This is a genomic window from Algihabitans albus (assembly GCF_003572205.1).
GTDB lineage: Bacteria > Pseudomonadota > Alphaproteobacteria > Kiloniellales > DSM-21159 > Algihabitans > Algihabitans albus.
Genome location: NZ_QXNY01000001.1, coordinates 182,231 through 201,951, shown reverse-complemented (window position 1 = coordinate 201,951; position 19,721 = coordinate 182,231). Strand labels below are relative to the sequence as shown.

Genomic DNA, 19,721 nt, shown 5'->3' with positions numbered 1-19,721 from the left:
GCTCTGTCCCTAGCCCTGGCGGAGCAGGAACAGTCCGTCGGTGGCGAAGAGATTGGCGCGCGGGCGGCCCGTGATCGATTGCGCCTCCCCGCGTTTGTCGAGCGTCAGGCCCCGCTCCACCACAATGTCGCAGGCACGGCAGAGCTCCAGGAAGTCCAACAGCGTGCAGAGGTGGATGTTCGGCGTCTCGAACCAGCGGTCGGGCAGGGACTCGGTGACCGGCATGCGCCCGCCGAACAGCAGGCGCAGGCGAATCCGCCAGTAGCCGAAGTTGGGGAAGGAGACGATGGCGTGGCGGCCGATGCGCACCAGCTGTTCCAGCACGAAGCGCGGGTCCCGCGTCGCCTGGAGCGTCTGGCTCAGCACGACGTAATCGAAGGCGCGGTCCGGAAAGTCGATCAGGTCGGTGTCGGCGTCGCCCTGCACGACCGAGAGGCCGTTGCTGACCATGGCGTTGACGCCCTCTTGCGAGAGCTCCAGTCCGCGCCCCGTCACGCTTTTCCGCTCCACGAGATGATGGAGGAGCTGTCCGTCGCCGCAGCCGACGTCAAGCACCCGGCTGCTGGGCTCGATCATGTCGGCGATCAGCTGCAGATCGGCGCGCATGCCGGCCTGACCGCCGCTCTGGAGGCCGGCCCGCTTGCCCGCCTGTTTAGCGCGCAGGGCCGGGCTGTCGAGCGGGCTCATGTGACGCGTTCCTCCGTTTCGCCGATCTCCGTGTCGTCGATCGGGGCCAGGGGCGCGGTCGGGATGCCGTTCCGTTCGCATTGGGCGGAGAGGAAGCCGTGCAGCGTGGCATGCAGTTCCGGCTCGTTCAGCAGGAAGGCATCGTGGCCCTTGTCGCTGTCGATCTCCACGAAACTGACGTCCGCCGCCGCCGCGTTCAGCGCATGCACCACCCGCTTTGCCTCGGCGGTCGGGAAGAGCCAGTCGGAGGTGAAGGAGGCGACGCAGAAGCGCACCGGCGACTCGGTGAAGGCGGCCGCCAGCTTGCCGCCGTAGTCCGCCGCCAGATCGAAGTAGTCCATGGCGCGGGTGATGTAGAGGTAGGAATTGGCGTCGAAGCGGTCGACGAAGGACTTGCCCTGATGGCGCAGATAGCTTTCGACCTGGAAGTCCGCGTCGAAACCGAAGGAGAGGCCCTTGCGGTCCTGCAGGCGGCGGCCGAACTTCCGATGCAGCGCCGGTTCCGAGAGGTAGGTGACGTGGGCGGTCATGCGGGCCACGGCCAAGCCGCGCCGCGGCTTCTTGCCGGAGCGGAAGTAGGCGCCGCCCTGCCAATCCGGGTCGGCCATGATGGCCTGACGGCCGATCTCGTGAAAGGCGATGTTCTGGGCGGTGTGGTGCGGGGCGGTGGCAAGCGGGATGGCCGCGCCGACCCGCTCCGGGTACTTGGCGGCCCATTCGAGCACCTGCATGCCGCCCATGGAACCGCCGATCACCGCCAGCAGCTTGTCGATGCCCAGATGGTCGAGCAGCAGCCGCTGGGCCTCCACCATGTCGGTCATGGTGACGACCGGGAAGTCGAGCCCCCAGGGCTCGCCGGTTTCGGGATTGAGGTCGGCCGGGCCGGTCGTGCCCAAACAGCCGCCCAGCACGTTGGCGCAGATGATGAACAGACGGTCGCTGTCCAGCACCTTGCCGGACCCGACCATCAGCGACCACCAGCCGGCCTTGCCGGTCACGGGATGGGTATCGGCGGCGAACTGGTCGCCGGTCAGGGCGTGGCAGACCAGAACGGCGTTGGTTTTCGCCGCGTTCAGTCGGCCGTAGGTCTGGTAGGCGACGGTCACGGGGCTGAGGTCCGCCCCGCTGCTCAGGCGCAACGGCCGATCCCTCGCGAGGACGGCCCGGTGGCCGGGCAGCTGCTCGATCCGCTCCTGGTGGCTGCTGGTGGCGAGCAGGGACATAGGGGTCTTTCCGGAGGCGGCCTTTATGCCGCTAGAGGGGTTTGCGCGAGAAAGCTTGACTCAATAAGGAACCTTGGCGCGATGAAGTCAACGGCACCGGAGGCGGCATCGACCGAGTCGGCGGCGACCGTGCCATGCCCTCACCGCATGCCTGCACCGGGGTCGCCGGGCTGTGGCGATCTTGGCTTTGATTTCCGTTCGGTCACCGACTATCACTAGGCGCCCGTCCGATGGCATCGTCCGTCGGGCCTTGTCCACCAAGCCGATTTGATGCTGCGCCCCGGCCGACTACGGGCGCTCAGCCACCACTGTCTTGAGCTGCCGCGATGTCTGTCACCACAGCCAAACTGGACGATTTGCGCCGCGAGATCGACGAGATCGACGCGGAACTGCACGAACTTCTGATCCGTCGCACGGAAATCTCGCAGCAGATCGGCAAGGCCAAGCAGCGCAATCAACCGCTGATCCGTCCTGGGCGGGAGGCGGCCATCATGCGCAGTCTCGTCGCTCGGCACCGAGGCAGCCTGCCCAAGGCCGTGTTGCTGCGTTTGTGGCGCGAGATCATTGCCGATTCGGCTGCGCAGCAGGGGGTCTTCAGCCTCTCGATCTACACCGGTGAGGAGGCCGAGTACCTGCGCGATCTGGCGCGCGAATCCTTCGGCGTGCTGACACCCTTGTCGGAGCAGGGCTCCAGCGTCCGGGTCCTGAACGAAGTGGCCAGCGGCAAGGCCACGCTGGGGGTGCTGCCGCCGATTCAAAGCGATTCCCGCGACCCCTGGTGGCGTCACCTGGCCCGCGAGGGCGCCGACGTTCCGCGCATCGTCTCCCGCCTGCCCTTCGCGGCCTGGCCGCGCGACCGCGGCGGCGACAGCGAAGCGCTGGTCGTGGCGCTCGGCCCGACCGAACCCAGCGGCGCGGATCGCAGCTTCCTGGTGGTGGAGATTCAGGACCGCATGAGTCGTTCCGCCTTCAAGGATCTCTTGGTCAAGGCGGGCCTGACCGTGCGCGAGACGGCGACCTGGACCGATGCCGACGGCGCGTCCTACTGCTACTGCCTGGCGGAAGTCGAAGGCTACCTGGACGGTCCGGAAGCGCAGCCGCTCCTGGATTTGGCCGAGAGCGCCGGCGAGCGCGTCAGCCGTATCTGGGTGATCGGATGCTACCCGGTGCCTTTGACCGAGGCCGAGATGGCCGACTCCGGCCGTGGCTCCAGAGGCCGGCAATGAGTATCGCCACCCGCCGCTTCGCGCCGCGTCCGGGGATCTTCGACGTGGAGCCCTACGTCGGCGGCGAAGCCAGGATTCCCGGCGTAACCGAGCCGATTCGGCTGGCCGCCAACGAGAATCCCTTTGGGCCAAGCCGCAAGGCGGTCGAAGCTTATGCCGAGGTCGCCGGCGGTCTGCATCGCTATCCCGACGGCGGTTCTACTGCCCTGCGCGACACGCTGGCCGAGTTGCATGGCCTGGACGCGGCGCGGATCGTCTGCGGGAACGGCTCCGACGAGTTGATTTCCTTGCTCGTGCGCGCCTATGCCGGGCCGGGCGACGAGGTGCTTTACAGCCGACACGGCTTCCTGATGTACCCGATCGCGGCCAAGACGGCCGGCGCCACGGCGGTCGCCGCGCCCGAGCGCAACCTGACGGCTGACGTCGATGCGCTGCTGGCCCATGCCAGTGACAAGACGCGGCTGGTTTTCCTGGCCAATCCCAACAATCCGACCGGCAGCTATCTGCCCGACAGGGAAATCCGGCGCCTGCTGGACGGACTCCCGGAGCAGGCCCTGCTGGTGCTCGACACGGCCTATGTGGAGTACGTGCAGGCGGCGGATTACAGTGACGGCTTGAAGCTGGTCGAGGAGACCGAGCGCGTCGTCGTGACCCGCACCTTCTCCAAGATCTACGGCCTGGCGGCGCTGCGCCTCGGCTGGGCCTACGCGCCGGCGGAGGTGGCCGACGTCCTCAATCGCCTGCGCGGCCCCTTCAACGTGTCCCTTCCCGCTCAGGTCGCGGCGGTTGCCGCCTTAGGCGATCAGGAGCACCTGCGCCACTCGGCCGAGCAGAACTCCACCTGGCGAACCTGGTTCGCCGAGCAACTGGCCCGGCTCAACATTCGTGCGGAACCGAGCGAGGGCAACTTCCTGTTGGTGCCCTTCGCCGATGCCCCGGCGGCGGCGGCCTTTCTGAAGACCAGAGGAATCCTCGTCCGCGCCATGGCCGCCTACGGCCTGCCGGGGCATCTGCGCGTCACCGTCGGCACCGAGGCCGAGATGCGCGCGGTGGTCGCGGCCCTGAAGGATTATCCCCAGTGAAGGACGATCCCCAGTGACCGCAGCGGCAAGCGTGGTGTCGGACGAGCGGCCCTTCCGCCGGGTGGCGCTGATCGGCGTGGGTCTGATCGGCTCCTCGATGGCGCTGGCGATGCGCCGCTTCGGCCTGGCGGAGCATATCGTCGGCTGCGCCCGCTCGGCGGAAACGCGCGCCAAGGTGTTGCAACTCGGTCTCTGCGACGAAGTCTTCGCGGATCCGGCGGCTGCGGTTGCCGGCTGCGACCTGGTGGTGCTGGCCACCCCGGTCGGGGCCTACGCCGCCGTGGCCGAGGCCATGCAGGCCGATCTGGCCGCCGGCGCCATCGTCACGGACGTGGGATCGGTCAAGCAGGCGGCGATCCGCGACATCGGCCCCTGTCTGCCCGAGGGTGTCTACTTCGTTCCCGGCCATCCCATTGCCGGAACCGAACAATCGGGCCCCGAGGCCGGGTTCGCCGAACTCTTCGAGCAGCGCTATTGCCTGTTGACTCCGCCCCCGGGGACGGATGCCGGGGCGGTCGAGCGGGTCGCGTGGCTTTGGCGCGAGATGGGCTCCACCGTCGATATCCTGGAGCCGGGTCATCATGACCAGGTTCTGGCCATCACCAGCCACCTGCCGCACCTGATCGCCTATACCATCGTGCACACGGCGATGGGGCTGGAAGAGTCGACCAAGCAGGAGGCGATCAAGTATTCCGCCGGCGGGTTTCGCGACTTCACCCGCATCGCCGCCTCCGATCCGGTGATGTGGCGCGACGTCTTCCTCAACAACCGCGAATCGGTTCTGGAGATGCTGCAGCGCTTCTCCGAGGACCTGACCGCCCTGCAGCGGGCCATCCGCTGGGGCGAGGGTGAGGTGCTCGAGGACCTGTTCAGCCGCACCCGGGAAGCGCGCCGCGGCGTGGTGGAACAGCATCAGGCCGGTTCTTTCGATCCTCGCGAGCCGAAGGCCGAGTGACGCGGCGCTCCCCCCCCGGGGCGTCAAAAGACTTCGGACGGCCATGACGTTTGAACGGCGATGGGCGGTTCCCTACCTTAGCCGTTAGCCATGGCCGACGACCTCCGACCCGCCCAGACACCCTCTCCCGAAGCGCTGCGCCGGCTCTACCAGGAGCCTGTCGAGCGCGAACGTCTGGTACCGCCGCCCGGCGAAGACTTCTGGGTCTACGGCTACGGCTCGCTGATGTGGCATCCGGGCTTCCCGCACCTGGAGGTGCGCCAGGCGCTGCTCTACGGCTATCATCGCCGCTTCTGCATCTATTCGCACCGCTACCGCGGTACGCCGGAGCGGCCGGGTCTGGTGCTGGGGCTCGACCGTGGCGGTTGCTGCCACGGCATGGTCTTCCGTGCGCCGGCGGCCGAAGCCGAGGCCGTGATGGATTACCTCTGGGAGCGGGAGATGATGACCGGCGTCTATATCCCGCGCTGGCTCGACTGCCGCACGCCCGAAGGTCCGGTGAAGGCGGCCGGCTTCGTCGTCGATCAGACCCATCCCCAGTACACCGGCAAGCTGCCGATGACTCAGATCGCCGGACTGATCGTGCAGGGCACCGGTCAGAGGGGCCCTTGCAGCGACTACCTTCAGAACACGATCGATCACCTGCAGGCTCTCGGCATCCACGACCGTCGTCTTGGACGTCTGATGCGCGAAGTACGGCGGCTCTGCGACTGACTTTAGTTCAATCCCAGTACGCGGAAGACGTCGCCGAAGTCGACCAGCAGGTAGAAGATCAAGGCGACGATGGCGCCGCCGACGATTGGGACGTACCAGGGCTTGGGAATCGGGTTGTGGGTGTGGCAGGAGGGGCAGGTCTCCTGATCCTCCTCCAAGGGCGCGCGGCAACTGCGGCAGAGCCGTCTGCCAGCCATGTGTTCCGAGGCCATAAAACAGGGTCCTAGAGGCAGCGCGAATAGCCGCAGAGGGTACAGAGGTCACAGCCTTCCTGGTGTACCAGGCCGAGGCCGCCGCATTTCGGGCACTGGTCGACCCGCTCGAGCTGTTCCGCCGACTCGCCGGTTCCGGTCGGATCCTCGGCGTTGACCGCGGGACGGCGCGGCTTTGCCAACCGCACGGGTTCGGGCAGAAAACCGATGGCGATCATGTGCTCCTCGATCACCTCGCCGATGGCGGCCAGCAGGGAAGGTACGTAGCGGCCTTGCATCCAGGCGCCGCCGCGCGGGTCGAAGACCGCCTTCAGTTCCTCGACCACGAAGGCCACGTCGCCACCGCGCCGGAACACCGCCGAAATCATCCGCGTCAAGGCCACGGTCCAGGCGTAGTGCTCCATGTTCTTGGAGTTGATGAAGATCTCGAAGGGGCGGCGGCGGCCGTCCTGCACCACGTCGTTGAGGGTGATGTAGATGGCGTGATCGCTCTCCGGCCAGGTCAGCTTGTAGGTGCGGCCGGGCAGCGCCGCCGGCCGGTCCAGCGGTCTGGTCATGTAGACGACCGAGCCGGGCTCCAGCTGAGCGACGCCTCCCTCGCGAACCGCGGCTGTCGTTTGCGAGGGAGGCGCCGAGGCTCCGGCCCCGTCTTCCGCCGCATCTCCCGCCGGCGTCTCCAACACGGCGCCGCGCAGCGAACTGGGGCGGTAGGTGGTGCAGCCCTTGCAGCCCAGGTCGTAAGCCTGGCGGTAGACGTCCTTGAAGGCCTCGAAGCCGATGTCCTCGGGCAGGTTGATGGTCTTGGAGACCGAGCTGTCGATGTAGCGCTGCACGGCAGCTTGCATTACCAGATGCGCGGCGGGATCGAGGTTCTGGGCATCGACGAAGGCGGGCGGCAGGGGCTGCGTGTCGCCCTTGAGCGCGCGGAAGCGGCGCATGGCCAGGTCCGTCACCATCTGGGTATCGTGGCTGCCGTCGGGCAGCAGTACCTTGCGGCTGTACTCGAAGGCGAAGACCGGCTCCAGCCCGCTGGAGACGTTGTCGGCCAGGATCGAGATCGTTCCGGTCGGCGCGACGGAGGTGAGCAGACCGTTGCGCAAGCCCGTCGCGGCGATGGCTTGGCGCACCTCCTCGGGCAGGCGTCGGGCGCCTTCGGTCGCGAGATAGGCCTCGGCGTCGAACAGGGGAAAGCTGCCCTTTTCCGCCGCGAGCGCGCTGGAGGCCAGATAGGCGGCGCGTTGCAGCCGGGCCATCCAGGTCTCGGTCGCCGTGACGGCTTCGCGGCTGCCGTAGGTCAGGCCGCACATGATCAGCGCGTCGGCCAGCCCGGTGATACCCAGTCCGATTCGCCGTTTGGCCTCCGCTTCCCGGCGCTGGTGCTCGAGTGGGAACCGGGAGATGTCGATGGCGTTGTCGAGCGCGCGCACCGCCAGCGCGGTCAAGTCGTCCAGCGCCTCCAGGTCCAACCCGGCCGTCGCGGTGAAGGGACGGCGGACCAGTTGAGCTAGGTTGATGGAGCCCAGCAGACAGGCGCCGTAGGGCGGCAGGGGCTGCTCGCCGCAGGGATTGGTGGCGTGGATCTCCTCGCAGTAGGCGAGCGGGTTCAGGCGGTTGATGCGGTCGATGAAGATCACGCCTGGCTCGCTGGCCTCGTAGGTGGCGCGCATGATGCGGTTCCAGAGCGCGCGTGCCCGCAGCGTCCCATAGGTCTTGCCGGCGAAGATCAGGGGCCAGTCGGCGTCGGCCTCCACCGCGGCCATGAAGGCATCGGTCACCAGCACCGAAAGATTGAAGTTGGTGAGCCGTCCCGCTTCCGACTTGGCCTGGACGAAGGCCTCGATATCCGGATGGTCGCAGCGCAGGGTCCCCATCATGGCGCCGCGCCGATGGCCCGCCGACATGATGGTACGGCACATGGCATCCCAGACGTCCATGAAGCTCAGGGGGCCGGAGGCATCTGCGCCCACCCCCTTCACACGGGCGCCGCGCGGCCGCAGGCTCGAGAAGTCGTAGCCGATTCCACCGCCCTGCTGCAGCGTCAGCGCCGCCTCGCGCAGGTGCGCGAAGATGCCGCCCATGGAGTCGGGAATCTCGCCCATGACGAAGCAGTTGAAGAGCGTGACGGCGCGCTCGGTCCCGGCGCCGGCGATGATCCGTCCCGCCGGCAGGAAGCGATGGTCGGACATGGCCGCGAAGAAGCGCTGGCTCCAAAGGTCCGGCTGCGCCTCGACCGCCGCCAGCGCGGTGGCGACGCGACGCCAGCTCTCCTCGCGCGTGCCGTCGATCGGCTGCCCGGACTCGTCCTTCAGCCGGTACTTCATATCCCAGATCTGGGTCGGAAGATCGGTTGCGCCCGTCATCGTCTTCCCTGCAGGCCGTGTGATCAGGTGCCGAGGTTGAGGGTAAGGCCACGATAGCACTGCATCAAGAACAGGGTGTGAACGGCTAGCGGCCCTGAGCGGCCCGGCCTTCCGCCAGCAGGTCTGTACTGGCGGCCTCGATTTCCCCGGACAGACGGGCGACGAACGCCTTGCGGTCGAGGCCCGGCGGAATCTCCGGCAGAACCTCCAGCACGATGCGGCCGGGCCGCTTGCCGAGCAGCGGCTTCGGCCAGACCAGCCCGGAATTGAGCGCCACCGGCACGCAGGGGATCTCCAGGGACTGGTAGAGCGCCGCCACGCCCGGATGATAGGATCGGGTTTCGCCCGGCGGCACGCGGGTCCCTTCCGGAAAGATGATCAGTGGCCGGCCTTCGGCCAGGCGTTCGCGGGCGTGGGCAAGCAGAGAGCGAAGCGCCTTTGCCCCGCCGGCGCGGTCGATCGCGACCATGCGCTGTTTCTTAAGGTACCAGCCGAACAGGGGGATCCAGGTCAGCTCCTGCTTCAGCACGTAGCAGGGATTCTCGAAGAACAGGCAGAAGCCGAAGGTCTCCCAGGCGCTCTGGTGCTTGGCGGCGACCAGCACCGGCCGGTCGGGCAGGGTGCCGCGAATCTCGTAGGTGATTCCCAGGCCGACCCGCAGCAGCCAAAATGTCCAGCGCACTATCAGGCGGCTGACCGGCCGCGACCAGGAAGGTGGCCCGAGCAGCGTCCAGGACAGCAGGATGCAGATCACCAGGCAGCTTGCCAGCCAGATCAGTGTGACGAGGAGCGAGCGCAGCGCCGCCATGGTCAAGCGGCCCTAACCACCGAAGGGGCCGCGCGCCAGGGCGGCCAGGTACTTCACGTACTCGCTGACCGCCAGTCCGAAGCTGCGCGGCCAGGCCCACCAGTCGTCCCGCCGGAAGCCCTCTGGAAAGACCGGATGCGGCAGGATCTCGGCGTCCGGCAGGCGGCGGCGGAACTCCAATAGGCTGCGCGGCATGTGGTAGACGGCGGTGACCAGCCGCAGCGAGTCGTAGTTCTGCGCCGCCATCCAGTCCGCCGTTTCGGTCGCGTTGCCGCGCGTATCGTCGGCGTCGTAGCCCAGCACGATGCAGCAGGCCAGCTCCTGCGGAGCATTACGGGCCAGGCGCAACAACTCATCGACTTCGACGCTGTGGTAGACTCCGGAGACGAAGAGTTTTTCGGCTTTTTCAGCCGCCAGAAGCTCGAGGCCGGCCGTCAGCCGGCCGCTGCCGCCGGTCAGCACCACGATGGCGTCGGTCGGCCTCTCGGTGTCCCGCACGGCTGTCGGCATCTCGCCGACGAACCAGATGAAGCCGCCGATCGAGGCGGCCAGCAGTACCCCCAGCGCCAGGGATGCAAGCGTAAAGACACGCCGCCGCCGCCGTCCTGTTTCCAAGCGCCCGCTTTCCAGGCGCCTGGTCCCAAAGTCGGAGCGATTCCGCGTTGCGGAGCGGCGAAGGGTCCGCTTCCTCACGGCAGTTTCGCGAGCGTGCGCAGCACCGTCCAGCGTGCCGTCAGCATCGCCACCAGTCCGGTGGTCAGCGGCAGGATTGCCAGCAGCGACCATTGCCAGGGACTCAACTCGATCCCCGGCAGGACCACCGATTGCTCGCCGCGCAGCAGCCAGCCGATGCCAAGCACGGTCAGCGCGGCCGCAAAGGCGCCGCCGATACCGCCGGCCAGACCCAGACGCAGGGCGTGCCCCTGGAACTGTTCGGCGACGTAGAGGTCGCGCGCGCCCATCACATGCAGCAGTTCGATGACCTGACGGTGAATGGCCAGGCCGGTGCGGGTCACGAAGATCACCGTGGCGACCGCCGCGACACCGACCAAGGCGACCACCAGCAGGGCCAGGGCTTCGATCGATCCGGCGAGGGCGAACAGCCGCGCCAGCCAGCGTTGGTGATCGTCGATGGCGGTCCCGGGCACTTCGGTCGCCAGCCGCTGCGGCAGATCCCCGAGCTCCGGAAGTGCGCTCCGCAGGGTGACCGCGACCAGATCGGGGGCCGGCAGTTCCGGCGCCGCCGCGGCCTCGCCCAGCCAGGGCTCCAGCAGGGCTGCCGTCTGGGCGCGCGAAAGTACCTCGACTTCCGATACGGCGGGGGTGATCAGGAGCGCTTGCACGACGCGGTCGAGCCGTTCCTGCCGGGCGGCTGCGTCGCTGGGGTCGGACGGGGGAGGAACCTGCACGGTCAGGCGTCCTTCGAGATCGCCCTGCCAGCGCGCGGCGACCTCGTCCATCGCTACGGCGGCCAGAAGGGCCAGCCCGGCCAGATAGACCATGAAGGCGATCAGCCAGGGCAGGAAGCGCGCGGAGGCATCGCGTGCCAGGGGCACCTCGCCGCGGGAGAAGAGGAAACCGAGACGCATCCGCTTTACTCCCCGACCGGCTCCGCCGCCGCCGGCGTCGGGGCGGGCTCAGTGCTGACCAGTCCGCTGGCAAGACGCAACTGCGGCTGCGGCATCCGTGCGGCCAGCGACTCGTTGTGGGTGGCCAGCATCACGGTGGTGCCGGTTCGATTCAGCTCGCGGAACAGATAGAGCAGGCGCACGGCGATCCGGTCGTCGACGTTGCCGGTCGGTTCGTCGGCCAGCAGAAGACTGGGCCGCCCGATCACCGCCCGCGCGATGGCGACGCGTTGCTGCTGCCCGCCCGAGAGGGTCGGCGGCAGTGCGTCGATGGCGTCCTCCAGGCCGACCCAGTCCATCAGCTCCCGCACTTGGCTTTTGACCCGTGCTTCCGGTTCGCCGGCAATCCGGAGCGGCAGGGCGACATTTTCGAAGGCCGAGAGATGCGCGATCAGCCGGAAGTCCTGAAAGACGACTCCGATCCGTCTGCGCAGCAGCGCTCGGTCGCGCCGGGTCAACTGGGCCACATCGCGTCCGAACAGCGACAGCCGTCCCTCGCTCGGGACCTGAGCGAGGTAAAGGAGTTTCAGCAGTGAGGATTTACCCGCGCCGCTGGCCCCCAAGAGATAGTGGAAGGATCCAGGCTCCAGATGGCAAGAGACCCGGCGCAGCACTTCCGGCCCCTCGCCGTAGCGCAGCGTAACCTCCTCGAGCCGGATCAAGAACCTGCCCCTGTTCGCGAAAGCGGGAATCGGCGGACCAACCGATTCGACCATGACATGCGTCCAGACGAGCGTAAAGACGGCGGCGAAGATGCCAGGGTCACCGGTCCAATTGTTTGCCTACTCGCGGACACTATCGGTCCAGCCTAGCGCGCTATCGGTCTGAAACACAGCCCAGAGGCCAGGAAAGACGGCTGCTTGCACGGCTCTTTGCCACCCGCGTATAAGGTGACGCACCAAGATGACGGTCCAAAGACAATGGGCCGACGAACCCGCGTTACAGTGAAGCAGTGGGACGGGGCAGCGTTTCTATGGAATTAGCTTGTCCGAAGTGCGGGACGCTCTTTCGTGTAGCGGACGGTGCCGTAGGCCCAAGCGGCCGGAAAGTTCGCTGCGGCGCGTGCAGCCACACTTGGGCTGCCTTCCCTGACGATGCGGTCACGTCCCAGTCCGAACCTCAGGCGCAACCCGAGTCCGTTGCGGCGGCCGCCAGCGATGTACCCTCCGAGCCGGAGCCTGCTAGCGCTGAAACGGCAACGACGGATGTGCCCCCGGCGGGACCCTCCAAAGCGGCGGTTTCCGAGGCGGTATCGTCCGCGTTGGAGTCGGAAGAGGGCAGCGGTCTGATCCGCGGCGCTGCTCCGCCCGACAGCGTCCGGCTGCCGCGTCGCCCGCAGCCGGTCTCGCAGCCCGAGGCCGGGCCGCGTTGGGGCCTATTACTCGGTTGGCTGCTGTTCTTTGGGCTTATTGCAGGTTTGGTCGGCGGCGGTTGGTACTATCGGGATCAGGTGGTCGCCCAGGTGCCGGAGACGGCCCGGCTCTATGAGCTTCTGGGTATCCCTGTCCAGGTGACCAGCCCTGACTTCGTGCTCGACTGGCGGCGTGCGATCCAGACCGAAGACACGGGGCCGACGGTCACGCTCAGCGGTCAGGTGATCAATGCGACCGAGGCGCCCTTGCCGGTGCCGCAGCTCGCCGTGATCCTGCTCAATGCCGAGGGCAGGCAAATCGACAGTTGGGCCGTCGAGGTGGGCGGCGGGCCGCTTGCCCCTGGCGAGGCCCGCGACTTCATGACCAAGGGCCCCTGGCCACAGGCGGCGAGCGACGTGTCCGTGCGTTTGCTGCAGTGAACGCACGGCCCGCTCGAGATCGGGGAGGCCGGCATCGTGCCTCATATTCTTCTCGCTGAAGACGACGCTGCGGTGCGCAGCTTCGTGACGAGTGCCTTGGCGCACCGCGGCCACGAGGTAACGGCGGTCGAGGACGGACTGCAGGCCTTGGAGGCACTCGGCGAATCGCGCGAGTTCGACCTGCTGATCACCGATATCGTGATGCCGGGTCTCGATGGTATCGGTCTCGCCTTGCGGGTGGCGCGCGACAGCCCTGATCTGCCGATCCTGCTTATGACCGGCTATTCGGCCGAGAAGCAGCGCGCCCACAATCTCGACGAGCTGATCGCCCGCGTCGTGGTGAAGCCCTTCACCTTGAAGGAGATTTGCGAAGCGGCGGAAGAGGCACTGCTCGGCTGAAGCCCGCCGCCAAGCGCTCGCCGCTCGCCGCCAGGCACAGGGCTTCGAGCCTCTCGGAACCGGAGACTTTGCGCAGTTCGCGAGGCGCCGATAGGCGAACGGCCCCGTTCGGGATGAACGAGGCCGTCGGTCTTGCCGGCATATAGAGGGCCGGAGCTTACTTGCCGCCCTTGGTCTGCTTGGCGGCGGTCTGAACCGCTTCGCGAACCTCATCCAGGCTTTCGGTCACACGCTTGTTGATGGTTTCCATCGCCTCGGTGTTGGACTTGGCGCTCATCTCGGCCAGTTCCTTGACGTTCGACAGTGCCGTTTCGAAAGCCTTCTTCATGACGTCGGCCTGTTTGGCCATGCGATCCTCGGGCGTGCCCGCGGCAGCCATGTCCTGCATGACCTTGGAGGCCTCAGACATCGACTGGCGCAGGATCTCGCCTTGACGCTGCATGATCGCCTGCATCCCCTCGAAGGCCAATCTGTTGGCCGAGGTGATTGCCTCGATGTTCTTACGCTGCGCGTCGACCAGCTTGTCCATTTCGATGCCCGGCATCTTGTACTGCTCGAACATCTTGGTGACGTCGGTCATAGCGCTGAAGTCGTATTCAAAAGGATTGCTGGATTTGGCCATGGCTGTCGGCTCCCAATCTCGGGTGAACGCATCTTTCACTGATGGCCCGGAGACCGTGGCAGCGCGGGATACCGGGCCTTGCTCCCCAACGGGCCCTGCCTGACCTCCGCTGGATTATGCTGCAACGCAGCATGCATATGCGCCCAGTGCCCCCAGGGGTCAAGAGAGATTGTGGGTCATGCGACCTGGAAGAGCAATCGGTAGGATCGGCAGCGCTCACTCGCTCTGGGATTGCAGCCGCGAAACGGCTGCCGTTTTCCCGGCAGGCGGGTGCAGGCCGGCGCCGGCCATCCGCTGATCTTGGCGATTTGCCGATCTTGGGAAATCAGGAGCGCATCAGGAGCGGTGCAGCCACCAGGACTCTTCGTTGACCGAGTAGACCGGACGATAGTGGCGAATCTTTTCCGCTGGCATCACCTGGTCGATCTGGTTGTCCAACACATACGCGCGGCTTTGGTGATACACGACCAGGACGGCATGCATGAGCCGCAGGTTCAGGTCCTTCAGAACCACGATGCGCATGGCTTCGTTGGGCCAGCCCAGGGCGCGCAGCGACATGAATTTCGCGATCGCATAGTCCTCGCAATCGCCGTTCTTCTCCATGAATTGAAGCGGGGTCGCCCAGTAATCGGGCACTCCCCAGTTGGGCGGGTCCAGGATGTAGCGGTGGCTGTTCATCTGCGCATTGACCGCGCTGAGCTGGGCCTTGGGATCCAGGCCCTTTTGGCCGTCGAGAAAGGTTTGCCAGTCGTTCAGCAGGCACTGGCTGATCTGGCCGGGGATGCAGTCCTTCGCAAGGTCGGCTTCCTCGAAGTAGCGCTCCAGCGTGCCGCGCCACTTGGGGAACATGGCGATGTTGTCGGAGCGCGCCTCCCGGGTGCCGAACAGCGACGGATAGCCCGAGGCCTGGGCGATACCGGGGACGCCGGCGCCGACGGCGGCCAGGCCCGCAAGCAGTGCGGTCGAGACGAGGTGGCGCCTGGTGATGTGACGGGGCATCCCTAAACTCCCGATATCCAAAGGCGTCCGAAGCGCACGCAGATTGGCGGACCGCGGACCGCAAAGGTCGGCTCTTGCCGGGGAAACTAGGGGATCTCCGCTTAATACTCCCTTAAGTAGGAGCGTCATAACGTGGTTAAGCGACGGGCGGTTGTTCGGTCGGTGTGTCTCTCGTTTGCATCGTCCCGGCCGCGAGCCCGCTCACCATTCCCGCAGTGCAAGAACGCCTGGCCCAGTGACAAACGCCGTCAAGACTCCAAACACCTCAGATCTGGAACCGGCGCAGGCAGAGGCTGCCTGGTGGAAGGATTGGCGCCTACCTGCCTTGGCCGGGGGCATCCTGCTGGCTGGTGCGCTCGGTGTCGTGGCCATCATGAGCTTTGTCGAGACGGAGCGCGCGCGTGATCTCCGCGCCTGGCAGGATCGTCTCGGCTTGATCGCCGACAGCCGGGCCGCCGACGTCGCGCAGTGGGTCTCGGGCCAAAGGCGCGAGATCTCGGCCTTGGCCGGAAATGCCAGCGTGCAGCTTCTGCTTACCGAACTCGCACTGGTCGAAGGCGACCTTGCCGAGGTGACCGACTCAGCCGGCCAGTTGCAGTATTTGGACAGCCTGCTCGCTCTGACCGCTCAGCGCGGCGGCTTCGAAACGACGTCGTTGGTCGAGGATCTGCGGGCCAACATCGAGTTGCCGAACCAGGTCGGCCTCGCTGTTCTGGACACTCGGGGCCGCCCCCTGGTCTCGACCGCGCGCTTCGCGACGCCCAGCATCGCGGCGCCCAGCGTTTCGGAAATGCCCGATATCTCCTTTCTGGAGCTTCAAGCCGACCCCGCGGCCGGGATGCTGCTCACCCTGGCCGCGCCGGTTCCCGCGCTGCAAGCCGGTCTGGGCGAAGGTGCGGTCGGCCTGGTCGTGGGTCGACGTCCAGCCGTGCCTGCGCTCTTCGAGCGGCTGCGCCAACCGGGCGTTCGGGTCGAGGGCCTGGAGGTTCTGCTGGTTCGGCCGCAGGGCGCCTCGATCGAATACCTGTCGCCGCTGGCCGACGGCACGCCGGCCCTTGGCCGCCGGCTCGACCGTGCCACCTCGGGCCTGGCTGCGGCCGATGCTCTCAGTCAGCCCGGTGCGTTCCTCGAAAGCGAGGACTATGCGGGTAACCCGGTTCTGGCAACCGGCCGGACGGTTGCCGGTACCGACTGGCTGCTTGTGACGAAGGTCGACAGTGCCATTGCCCTCGCGGGCATCGATGCTCGCGCCAACCGCCTCCTGCTCGTGCTGCTGCTTGGCCTGGGCTTTGCGGCCGCCGCTCTTCTGGTGGTTTGGCGTCATGGCGCCTCGCGCCGCGCGAGCGATGCGGCGCGCCTCTATGCCGCCGCCGCCGCTGAGCTGACACGACAGCGCCATCTGCTGCAGGTGGTGACCGACAGTCAGCCGACGGCGATCATGATTCTGGACGAGGGTCAGGTTCGCTTCGCCAACAAGCGCGCTGCCGAGCGGGCCGAGATGGCGGCCGAGGAGATGATCGGCAAGTCGCTCACCGCCCTGGTCGGCTCGGCCGCCGCCGCGCGCACCCTGGCGCTGTCGGAGCGGGCGCTCGAAGACGGTCAGTCGGTCAGCGACGTCTGGCGCATCGAAGGCGATTCGGCGGTCGAGGGCGGGCGCCGGATCTACCTCGCCGATCATGTGCCGGTGCCCCCCAGCGTCGACCTGCCACGCGGCGTCCTGGTCGTCGAGCGAGACGTCACGGCCGAACTGCGCGAACGGGCACGCCGTGAGTCCACGCTCGACGCTTTGATCATGACGCTGGTCAGCGTGGTCGACCGACGCGACCCCTATGCCGCGGATCATTCTCATCTGGTCGGCGACCTGAGTCAGCGCCTCGCCCGCGAGATGGGCCTGGATGAGACCGAGGTCGAGACCGCGCGGGTCGCCGGCTTGCTGATGAACATCGGCAAAATCCTGGTGCCGGAGGAGCTGCTGACCCGCGAAGGAGCTCTGAGCGACGCCGAGCGTGCCAAGATTCGCGCCTGCATGAATTCGAGTGCCGAGCTGCTATCCGGCGTCGCCTTCGACGGGCCGGTGGTGGAAACCCTCCAGCAGGTCCAGGAGCGTATCGACGGCAAGGGCGAACAGGGCCTCCAGGGCGAGAGCATTCTCCCCACCGCCCGGATTCTTGCCGTGGCCAACGCCTTCGTTGCCATGGTCAGCGCGCGGGCCCACCGGGCCGGTCTGCCGGTCGACGAGGCCCTTGGAGAGCTGCTCGCGGACATGGGCGCCCGCTACGACCGTGGCGTCGTCGCCGCCCTGGTCAGCTACTTGGACAACAAGGGCGGCCGCCAGCACTGGGAAGCCACGGCCGCTCAGTAGGGACGACGTCCTGTCTGGTCGCTCCGGAGGCACGGTCGTTCCGCAGCGTTGCCCCTACCTTTCTTGTTTCCGCCTCCGCCCTTTTTCGCACGGCCCGCACGCCCCATCTTGAAAGGCCTGTGCGATCGAAGGGCTGTTCATGTCCATTGCCAAGCTCTGGAGTAGAGGCGAGGGGCGCCGCGAGCGTCCATCTGCCGCCGTACCCGACGGTACGCGGGTCTACGCGATCGGCGACATTCACGGCCAGATCGATCAGTTGCGCGATCTGCAGTCACAGATCGTCGCGGACGCGGCGTCAGGCGCGCCCGGTCGCCGTCTGCTCGTCTATCTCGGCGACTATGTCGACCGAGGTCAGGACTCGGCCGCGGTCGTCGAGCATCTGATCGCCGGACCGCCGGAAGGTTTCGAGGCGGTGACCCTGAAGGGCAACCACGAAGCCTTGCTGCTCGATTTTCTGATCGCTCCGGATGCCGGCGCGACCTGGCTGGTCAACGGCGGCAAGGCCACGCTCGCCAGTTACGGTATCGATGCAGAGCAGGACGATCCGGACGATGAAGAGTGGCTGCACGGTCTCCACCGCCGGTTCGTGGCGGCGCTGCCGCAGCGGCACAGAACTTTTTTCCAGGGGCTCGCGATCAGTCACGGGGAGGGCGACTACTTCTTCGCCCACGCCGGGATTCGCCCCGGTGTCGCCTTGGAGGCGCAGAGTGCTGAAGACCTGATCTGGATCCGTTACCCCTTCCTGCAGTCGAAGGTGGATTTCGGGAAGATCGTGGTGCATGGCCATACGCCGGACAGGTCGCCGGTCGAGCGGGACAATCGGATCGGTATCGATACCGGCGCCGTCTATGGCGGGCGCTTGACCGCGCTGGTGCTGGAGGGGGCCGAGCGCCGCTTCCTGCAGGCCTGAACCGGGGCAGTCCTTGCCGTCGCCAGCCTCAAACCCCGCAGATTGGCTTGCCAGCGTGGCGGCTTTGCCGTAGCCAAACGACTGGACCCTACTCTTTTCTCAGGACTGTCTCGCCGCTATGACGGATCTGGCCGCAGAGCTGCAGGCGATTGCCGGCGTAAAGGTGCTGGCGGTCGGCGACGTCATGCTCGACCGCTATCTGACCGGTGCCGTGGAGCGGATCTCGCCCGAGGCGCCGATCCCGGTGCTGCGCGTTCTGAGGGAAGAAACCGCGCTCGGCGGCGCCGGCAACGTTCTTCGCAATCTGGTTGCCCTGGGGGCCGATCCTCTGTTCTGCGGGGTGATCGGCGACGACGCCCAGGGGCGCGAAGTGCAGTATCTGGTCGGCGAGGCCTTGGGCGGCGGCGCCCACCTGATCCAGGACAAGACCGTCGCCACCACGGTCAAGCAACGGATGCTGAGCGGTGGCCAGCAACTGCTCCGCGCCGATTGGGATGCCGGCGGCCTGCCGCGCGACCAGACCCTGGAAACCCTGGAGAGCTTCGCGCTCGATCTGCTGAAGCAGGCCGGCGCGCTGTTGCTTTCCGACTACGGCAAGGGTGTTCTGCAAGCGCCGGTTTTGCGCCGCCTGATCGGGGCCGCGCGGACGGCGGGCCTGCCCGTCGTCGTCGATCCCAAGGGCCGCGACTACAGCCGCTATGCCGGGGCCGATTTCGTCACGCCGAACCGCCGTGAGCTGGCGGACGCCTCCGGGCTGCCGACCGGCAGCGATGCCGAGGTGGTTGCCGCGGCCGCGCGGGTGATCGCGGAAGCCGACCTCGGGGCCGTGCTGGCGACCCGCAGCGAGCAGGGCATGACCCTGGTCCTGGGCGATGGCGAGGGCGGGGTTGCCCAGGTCGTGCATCTGCCTGCGGAGGCGCAGGAAGTCTTCGACGTTTCGGGGGCCGGGGACACCGTGGTCGCCGCCTTCGGCGCCGGCCTGGCCGGCGGGCTGTCGGCATCGGCGGCGGCCGGGCTCGCCAACATCGCCGCCGGCGTTGTCGTCGCCAAGCGCGGGACCGCGGTGGCCTTTTCCGACGAGTTGCTGCGCGCGGGCCAGAAGGCGCGCCTGCTGGGGGCGGAGGCCAAGATCGCCGACCGCTCCGCCGCCGCCGCGCAGGCCGGAACCTGGCAGGTTCAGGGGCTCACGGTCGGTTTCACGAACGGCTGTTTCGATATTCTGCATCCCGGTCACCTGCATCTGCTGCGCCAGGCGCGCGCCGCCTGCGACCGCCTGATCGTCGGTCTGAACAGCGACGCCTCGGTGCGGCGCCTGAAGGGTGCGGCACGGCCGGTGCAGGACGAGGCCGCGCGCGCCGCCGTACTGGCGTCCCTGGCCGATGTGGATCGGGTGGTGATCTTCGGCGAAGACACGCCCTACGACCTGATCGGGGCGGTGGGACCGGATCTGTTGGTCAAGGGGGCCGACTACAGCGAAGCGCAGGTGGTCGGGGCCGATCTGGTCAAGGCGCGCGGGGGCAAGGTCCTGCTCGCCGAACTGAAGGACGGCCACTCGACCACGCGCACGCTGGAGAAGCTGGAAAGCGCCGACTCGGGCTGGGAAGACGGGCGCTGAGCGCGCAGGCGCAGCTGCTCTACGGCCTGGCCTGGCTGAGCTTCGGCCTGCTGCACAGCCTGCTTGCCCATGGCGCCGGGGCCGCCTGGCTCGGGCGGCTGCTCGGGCCCGCCGCGCGGCTCGGCTA

General features: G+C 67.4%; 19 protein-coding genes and 1 pseudogene. 10 read left to right on the top strand and 10 right to left on the bottom strand.

Translation table 11 applies throughout. The features are described from left to right. Positions 1-9: 9 nt before the first annotated feature. Both metW and metX read right to left on the bottom strand, forming a co-directional pair. Positions 10-687: a methionine biosynthesis protein MetW gene (gene metW / locus DBZ32_RS00950; RefSeq protein ID WP_208539060.1), complete on the bottom strand. Its 678-nt coding sequence runs from the start codon at positions 685-687 to the stop codon at positions 10-12. Then, positions 684-1,910 carry a homoserine O-acetyltransferase MetX gene (metX, locus tag DBZ32_RS00945; RefSeq protein ID WP_119165250.1) on the bottom strand — a complete coding sequence of 409 codons (1,227 nt, stop codon included), beginning with the start codon at positions 1,908-1,910 and terminating at the stop codon, positions 684-686. The genes metW and metX overlap by 4 nt, the downstream gene beginning before the upstream one ends. Before the next feature lie 326 nt (positions 1,911-2,236). Here metX and DBZ32_RS00940 point away from each other — a divergent pair, with 326 nt between their 5' ends. From DBZ32_RS00940 to DBZ32_RS00925, 4 genes are all read left to right on the top strand, one after another. Beyond that, positions 2,237-3,136 carry a chorismate mutase gene (locus tag DBZ32_RS00940; RefSeq protein WP_119165249.1) on the top strand — a complete coding sequence of 300 codons (900 nt, stop codon included), beginning with the start codon at positions 2,237-2,239 and terminating at the stop codon, positions 3,134-3,136. After that, positions 3,133-4,218 (top strand): histidinol-phosphate transaminase, encoded by a 1,086-nt coding sequence (gene hisC, locus DBZ32_RS00935; protein ID WP_119165248.1) that lies wholly within the window; start codon positions 3,133-3,135, stop codon positions 4,216-4,218. The genes DBZ32_RS00940 and hisC overlap by 4 nt, the downstream gene beginning before the upstream one ends. Before the next feature lie 13 nt (positions 4,219-4,231). Then, positions 4,232-5,173, top strand: a complete 942-nt coding sequence (locus DBZ32_RS00930) for a prephenate/arogenate dehydrogenase family protein (protein ID WP_268877926.1) — start codon at positions 4,232-4,234, stop codon at positions 5,171-5,173. Between the two features lie 90 nt (positions 5,174-5,263). After that, a complete protein-coding gene (locus DBZ32_RS00925) occupies positions 5,264-5,887 on the top strand; it encodes a gamma-glutamylcyclotransferase (RefSeq protein WP_119165247.1) in 624 nt (207 codons plus the stop codon). Between the two features lie 2 nt (positions 5,888-5,889). Here the strand turns inward: DBZ32_RS00925 and DBZ32_RS00920 are convergent, their stop codons facing one another. The 6 genes from DBZ32_RS00920 to ftsE form a co-directional block, all read right to left on the bottom strand. After that, positions 5,890-6,099 carry a hypothetical protein gene (locus DBZ32_RS00920; protein ID WP_119165246.1) on the bottom strand — a complete coding sequence of 70 codons (210 nt, stop codon included), beginning with the start codon at positions 6,097-6,099 and terminating at the stop codon, positions 5,890-5,892. An 11-nt stretch (positions 6,100-6,110) separates the two neighbouring features. Beyond that, complete coding sequence (locus DBZ32_RS00915; RefSeq protein ID WP_119165245.1) at positions 6,111-8,459, bottom strand: adenosylcobalamin-dependent ribonucleoside-diphosphate reductase; 2,349 nt, start codon at positions 8,457-8,459, stop codon at positions 6,111-6,113. 85 nt (positions 8,460-8,544) lie between these two features. Continuing rightward, positions 8,545-9,267, bottom strand: coding sequence for a lysophospholipid acyltransferase family protein (locus DBZ32_RS00910; RefSeq protein ID WP_119165244.1), 723 nt, complete (start codon positions 9,265-9,267; stop codon positions 8,545-8,547). 12 nt (positions 9,268-9,279) lie between these two features. Then, entirely contained in the window at positions 9,280-9,882 is a 603-nt protein-coding gene (locus tag DBZ32_RS00905; RefSeq protein WP_235829939.1) for a YdcF family protein, read from the bottom strand. Positions 9,883-9,956: 74 nt separating this feature from the next. Next, positions 9,957-10,856 carry a cell division protein FtsX gene (locus tag DBZ32_RS00900; RefSeq protein WP_119165243.1) on the bottom strand — a complete coding sequence of 300 codons (900 nt, stop codon included), beginning with the start codon at positions 10,854-10,856 and terminating at the stop codon, positions 9,957-9,959. 5 nt (positions 10,857-10,861) lie between these two features. Beyond that, on the bottom strand, positions 10,862-11,611 hold the full coding sequence (ftsE, locus tag DBZ32_RS00895; RefSeq protein ID WP_119165242.1) for a cell division ATP-binding protein FtsE: 750 nt from the start codon (positions 11,609-11,611) through the stop codon (positions 10,862-10,864). Between the two features lie 257 nt (positions 11,612-11,868). Between ftsE and DBZ32_RS22770 the strand changes: the two are divergent. The 3 genes and pseudogenes from DBZ32_RS22770 to DBZ32_RS00885 all read left to right on the top strand — a co-directional run. After that, positions 11,869-11,967, top strand: a pseudogene (locus DBZ32_RS22770) (zinc-ribbon domain-containing protein); the annotation flags it as partial. A gap of 135 nt (positions 11,968-12,102) precedes the next feature. After that, positions 12,103-12,687: a DUF3426 domain-containing protein gene (locus DBZ32_RS00890; RefSeq protein ID WP_162906484.1), complete on the top strand. Its 585-nt coding sequence runs from the start codon at positions 12,103-12,105 to the stop codon at positions 12,685-12,687. A 36-nt stretch (positions 12,688-12,723) separates the two neighbouring features. Further along, on the top strand, positions 12,724-13,086 hold the full coding sequence (locus DBZ32_RS00885; RefSeq protein WP_119165240.1) for a response regulator: 363 nt from the start codon (positions 12,724-12,726) through the stop codon (positions 13,084-13,086). A gap of 157 nt (positions 13,087-13,243) precedes the next feature. On the opposite strand, the gene DBZ32_RS00880 is transcribed toward DBZ32_RS00885, so the two are convergent. Together DBZ32_RS00880 and DBZ32_RS00875 are read right to left on the bottom strand one after the other, a co-directional pair. Beyond that, on the bottom strand, positions 13,244-13,708 hold the full coding sequence (locus DBZ32_RS00880) for a phasin family protein (protein ID WP_119165239.1): 465 nt from the start codon (positions 13,706-13,708) through the stop codon (positions 13,244-13,246). 336 nt (positions 13,709-14,044) lie between these two features. Next, the gene (locus tag DBZ32_RS00875) at positions 14,045-14,707 is read right to left on the bottom strand and encodes a transglutaminase-like cysteine peptidase (protein ID WP_162906498.1); all 663 of its coding nucleotides are present in this window, start codon (positions 14,705-14,707) and stop codon (positions 14,045-14,047) included. A 235-nt stretch (positions 14,708-14,942) separates the two neighbouring features. On the opposite strand from DBZ32_RS00875, the gene DBZ32_RS00870 reads away from it, so the two are divergent. From DBZ32_RS00870 to rfaE2, 3 genes are all read left to right on the top strand, one after another. Next, positions 14,943-17,069 (top strand): HD domain-containing phosphohydrolase, encoded by a 2,127-nt coding sequence (locus DBZ32_RS00870; protein WP_119165237.1) that lies wholly within the window; start codon positions 14,943-14,945, stop codon positions 17,067-17,069. 139 nt (positions 17,070-17,208) lie between these two features. Next, entirely contained in the window at positions 17,209-17,979 is a 771-nt protein-coding gene (locus DBZ32_RS00865) for a metallophosphoesterase family protein (RefSeq protein ID WP_119165236.1), read from the top strand. A 118-nt stretch (positions 17,980-18,097) separates the two neighbouring features. Beyond that, positions 18,098-19,594, top strand: a complete 1,497-nt coding sequence (rfaE2, locus tag DBZ32_RS00860; protein ID WP_119165235.1) for a D-glycero-beta-D-manno-heptose 1-phosphate adenylyltransferase — start codon at positions 18,098-18,100, stop codon at positions 19,592-19,594. The last annotated feature ends 127 nt before the right edge of the window (positions 19,595-19,721 follow it).

Excerpts from the sequence above, each read along its gene's own strand:
- DBZ32_RS00875 (WP_162906498.1), bottom strand. The coding sequence starts at position 14,707 with ATGCCCCGTCACATCACCAGGCGCCACCTCGTCTCGACCGCACTGCTT.
- DBZ32_RS00925 (WP_119165247.1), top strand. The coding sequence starts at position 5,264 with ATGGCCGACGACCTCCGACCCGCCCAGACACCCTCTCCCGAAGCGCTG.
- DBZ32_RS00920 (WP_119165246.1), bottom strand. The coding sequence starts at position 6,099 with ATGGCCTCGGAACACATGGCTGGCAGACGGCTCTGCCGCAGTTGCCGC.
- metW (WP_208539060.1), bottom strand. The coding sequence starts at position 687 with ATGAGCCCGCTCGACAGCCCGGCCCTGCGCGCTAAACAGGCGGGCAAG.
- DBZ32_RS00940 (WP_119165249.1), top strand. The coding sequence starts at position 2,237 with ATGTCTGTCACCACAGCCAAACTGGACGATTTGCGCCGCGAGATCGAC.
- DBZ32_RS00900 (WP_119165243.1), bottom strand. The coding sequence starts at position 10,856 with ATGCGTCTCGGTTTCCTCTTCTCCCGCGGCGAGGTGCCCCTGGCACGC.
- hisC (WP_119165248.1), top strand. The coding sequence starts at position 3,133 with ATGAGTATCGCCACCCGCCGCTTCGCGCCGCGTCCGGGGATCTTCGAC.
- DBZ32_RS00880 (WP_119165239.1), bottom strand. The coding sequence starts at position 13,708 with ATGGCCAAATCCAGCAATCCTTTTGAATACGACTTCAGCGCTATGACC.
- DBZ32_RS00910 (WP_119165244.1), bottom strand. The coding sequence starts at position 9,267 with ATGGCGGCGCTGCGCTCGCTCCTCGTCACACTGATCTGGCTGGCAAGC.
- ftsE (WP_119165242.1), bottom strand. The coding sequence starts at position 11,611 with ATGGTCGAATCGGTTGGTCCGCCGATTCCCGCTTTCGCGAACAGGGGC.
- DBZ32_RS00915 (WP_119165245.1), bottom strand. The coding sequence starts at position 8,459 with ATGACGGGCGCAACCGATCTTCCGACCCAGATCTGGGATATGAAGTAC.
- metX (WP_119165250.1), bottom strand. The coding sequence starts at position 1,910 with ATGTCCCTGCTCGCCACCAGCAGCCACCAGGAGCGGATCGAGCAGCTG.
- DBZ32_RS00865 (WP_119165236.1), top strand. The coding sequence starts at position 17,209 with ATGTCCATTGCCAAGCTCTGGAGTAGAGGCGAGGGGCGCCGCGAGCGT.
- rfaE2 (WP_119165235.1), top strand. The coding sequence starts at position 18,098 with ATGACGGATCTGGCCGCAGAGCTGCAGGCGATTGCCGGCGTAAAGGTG.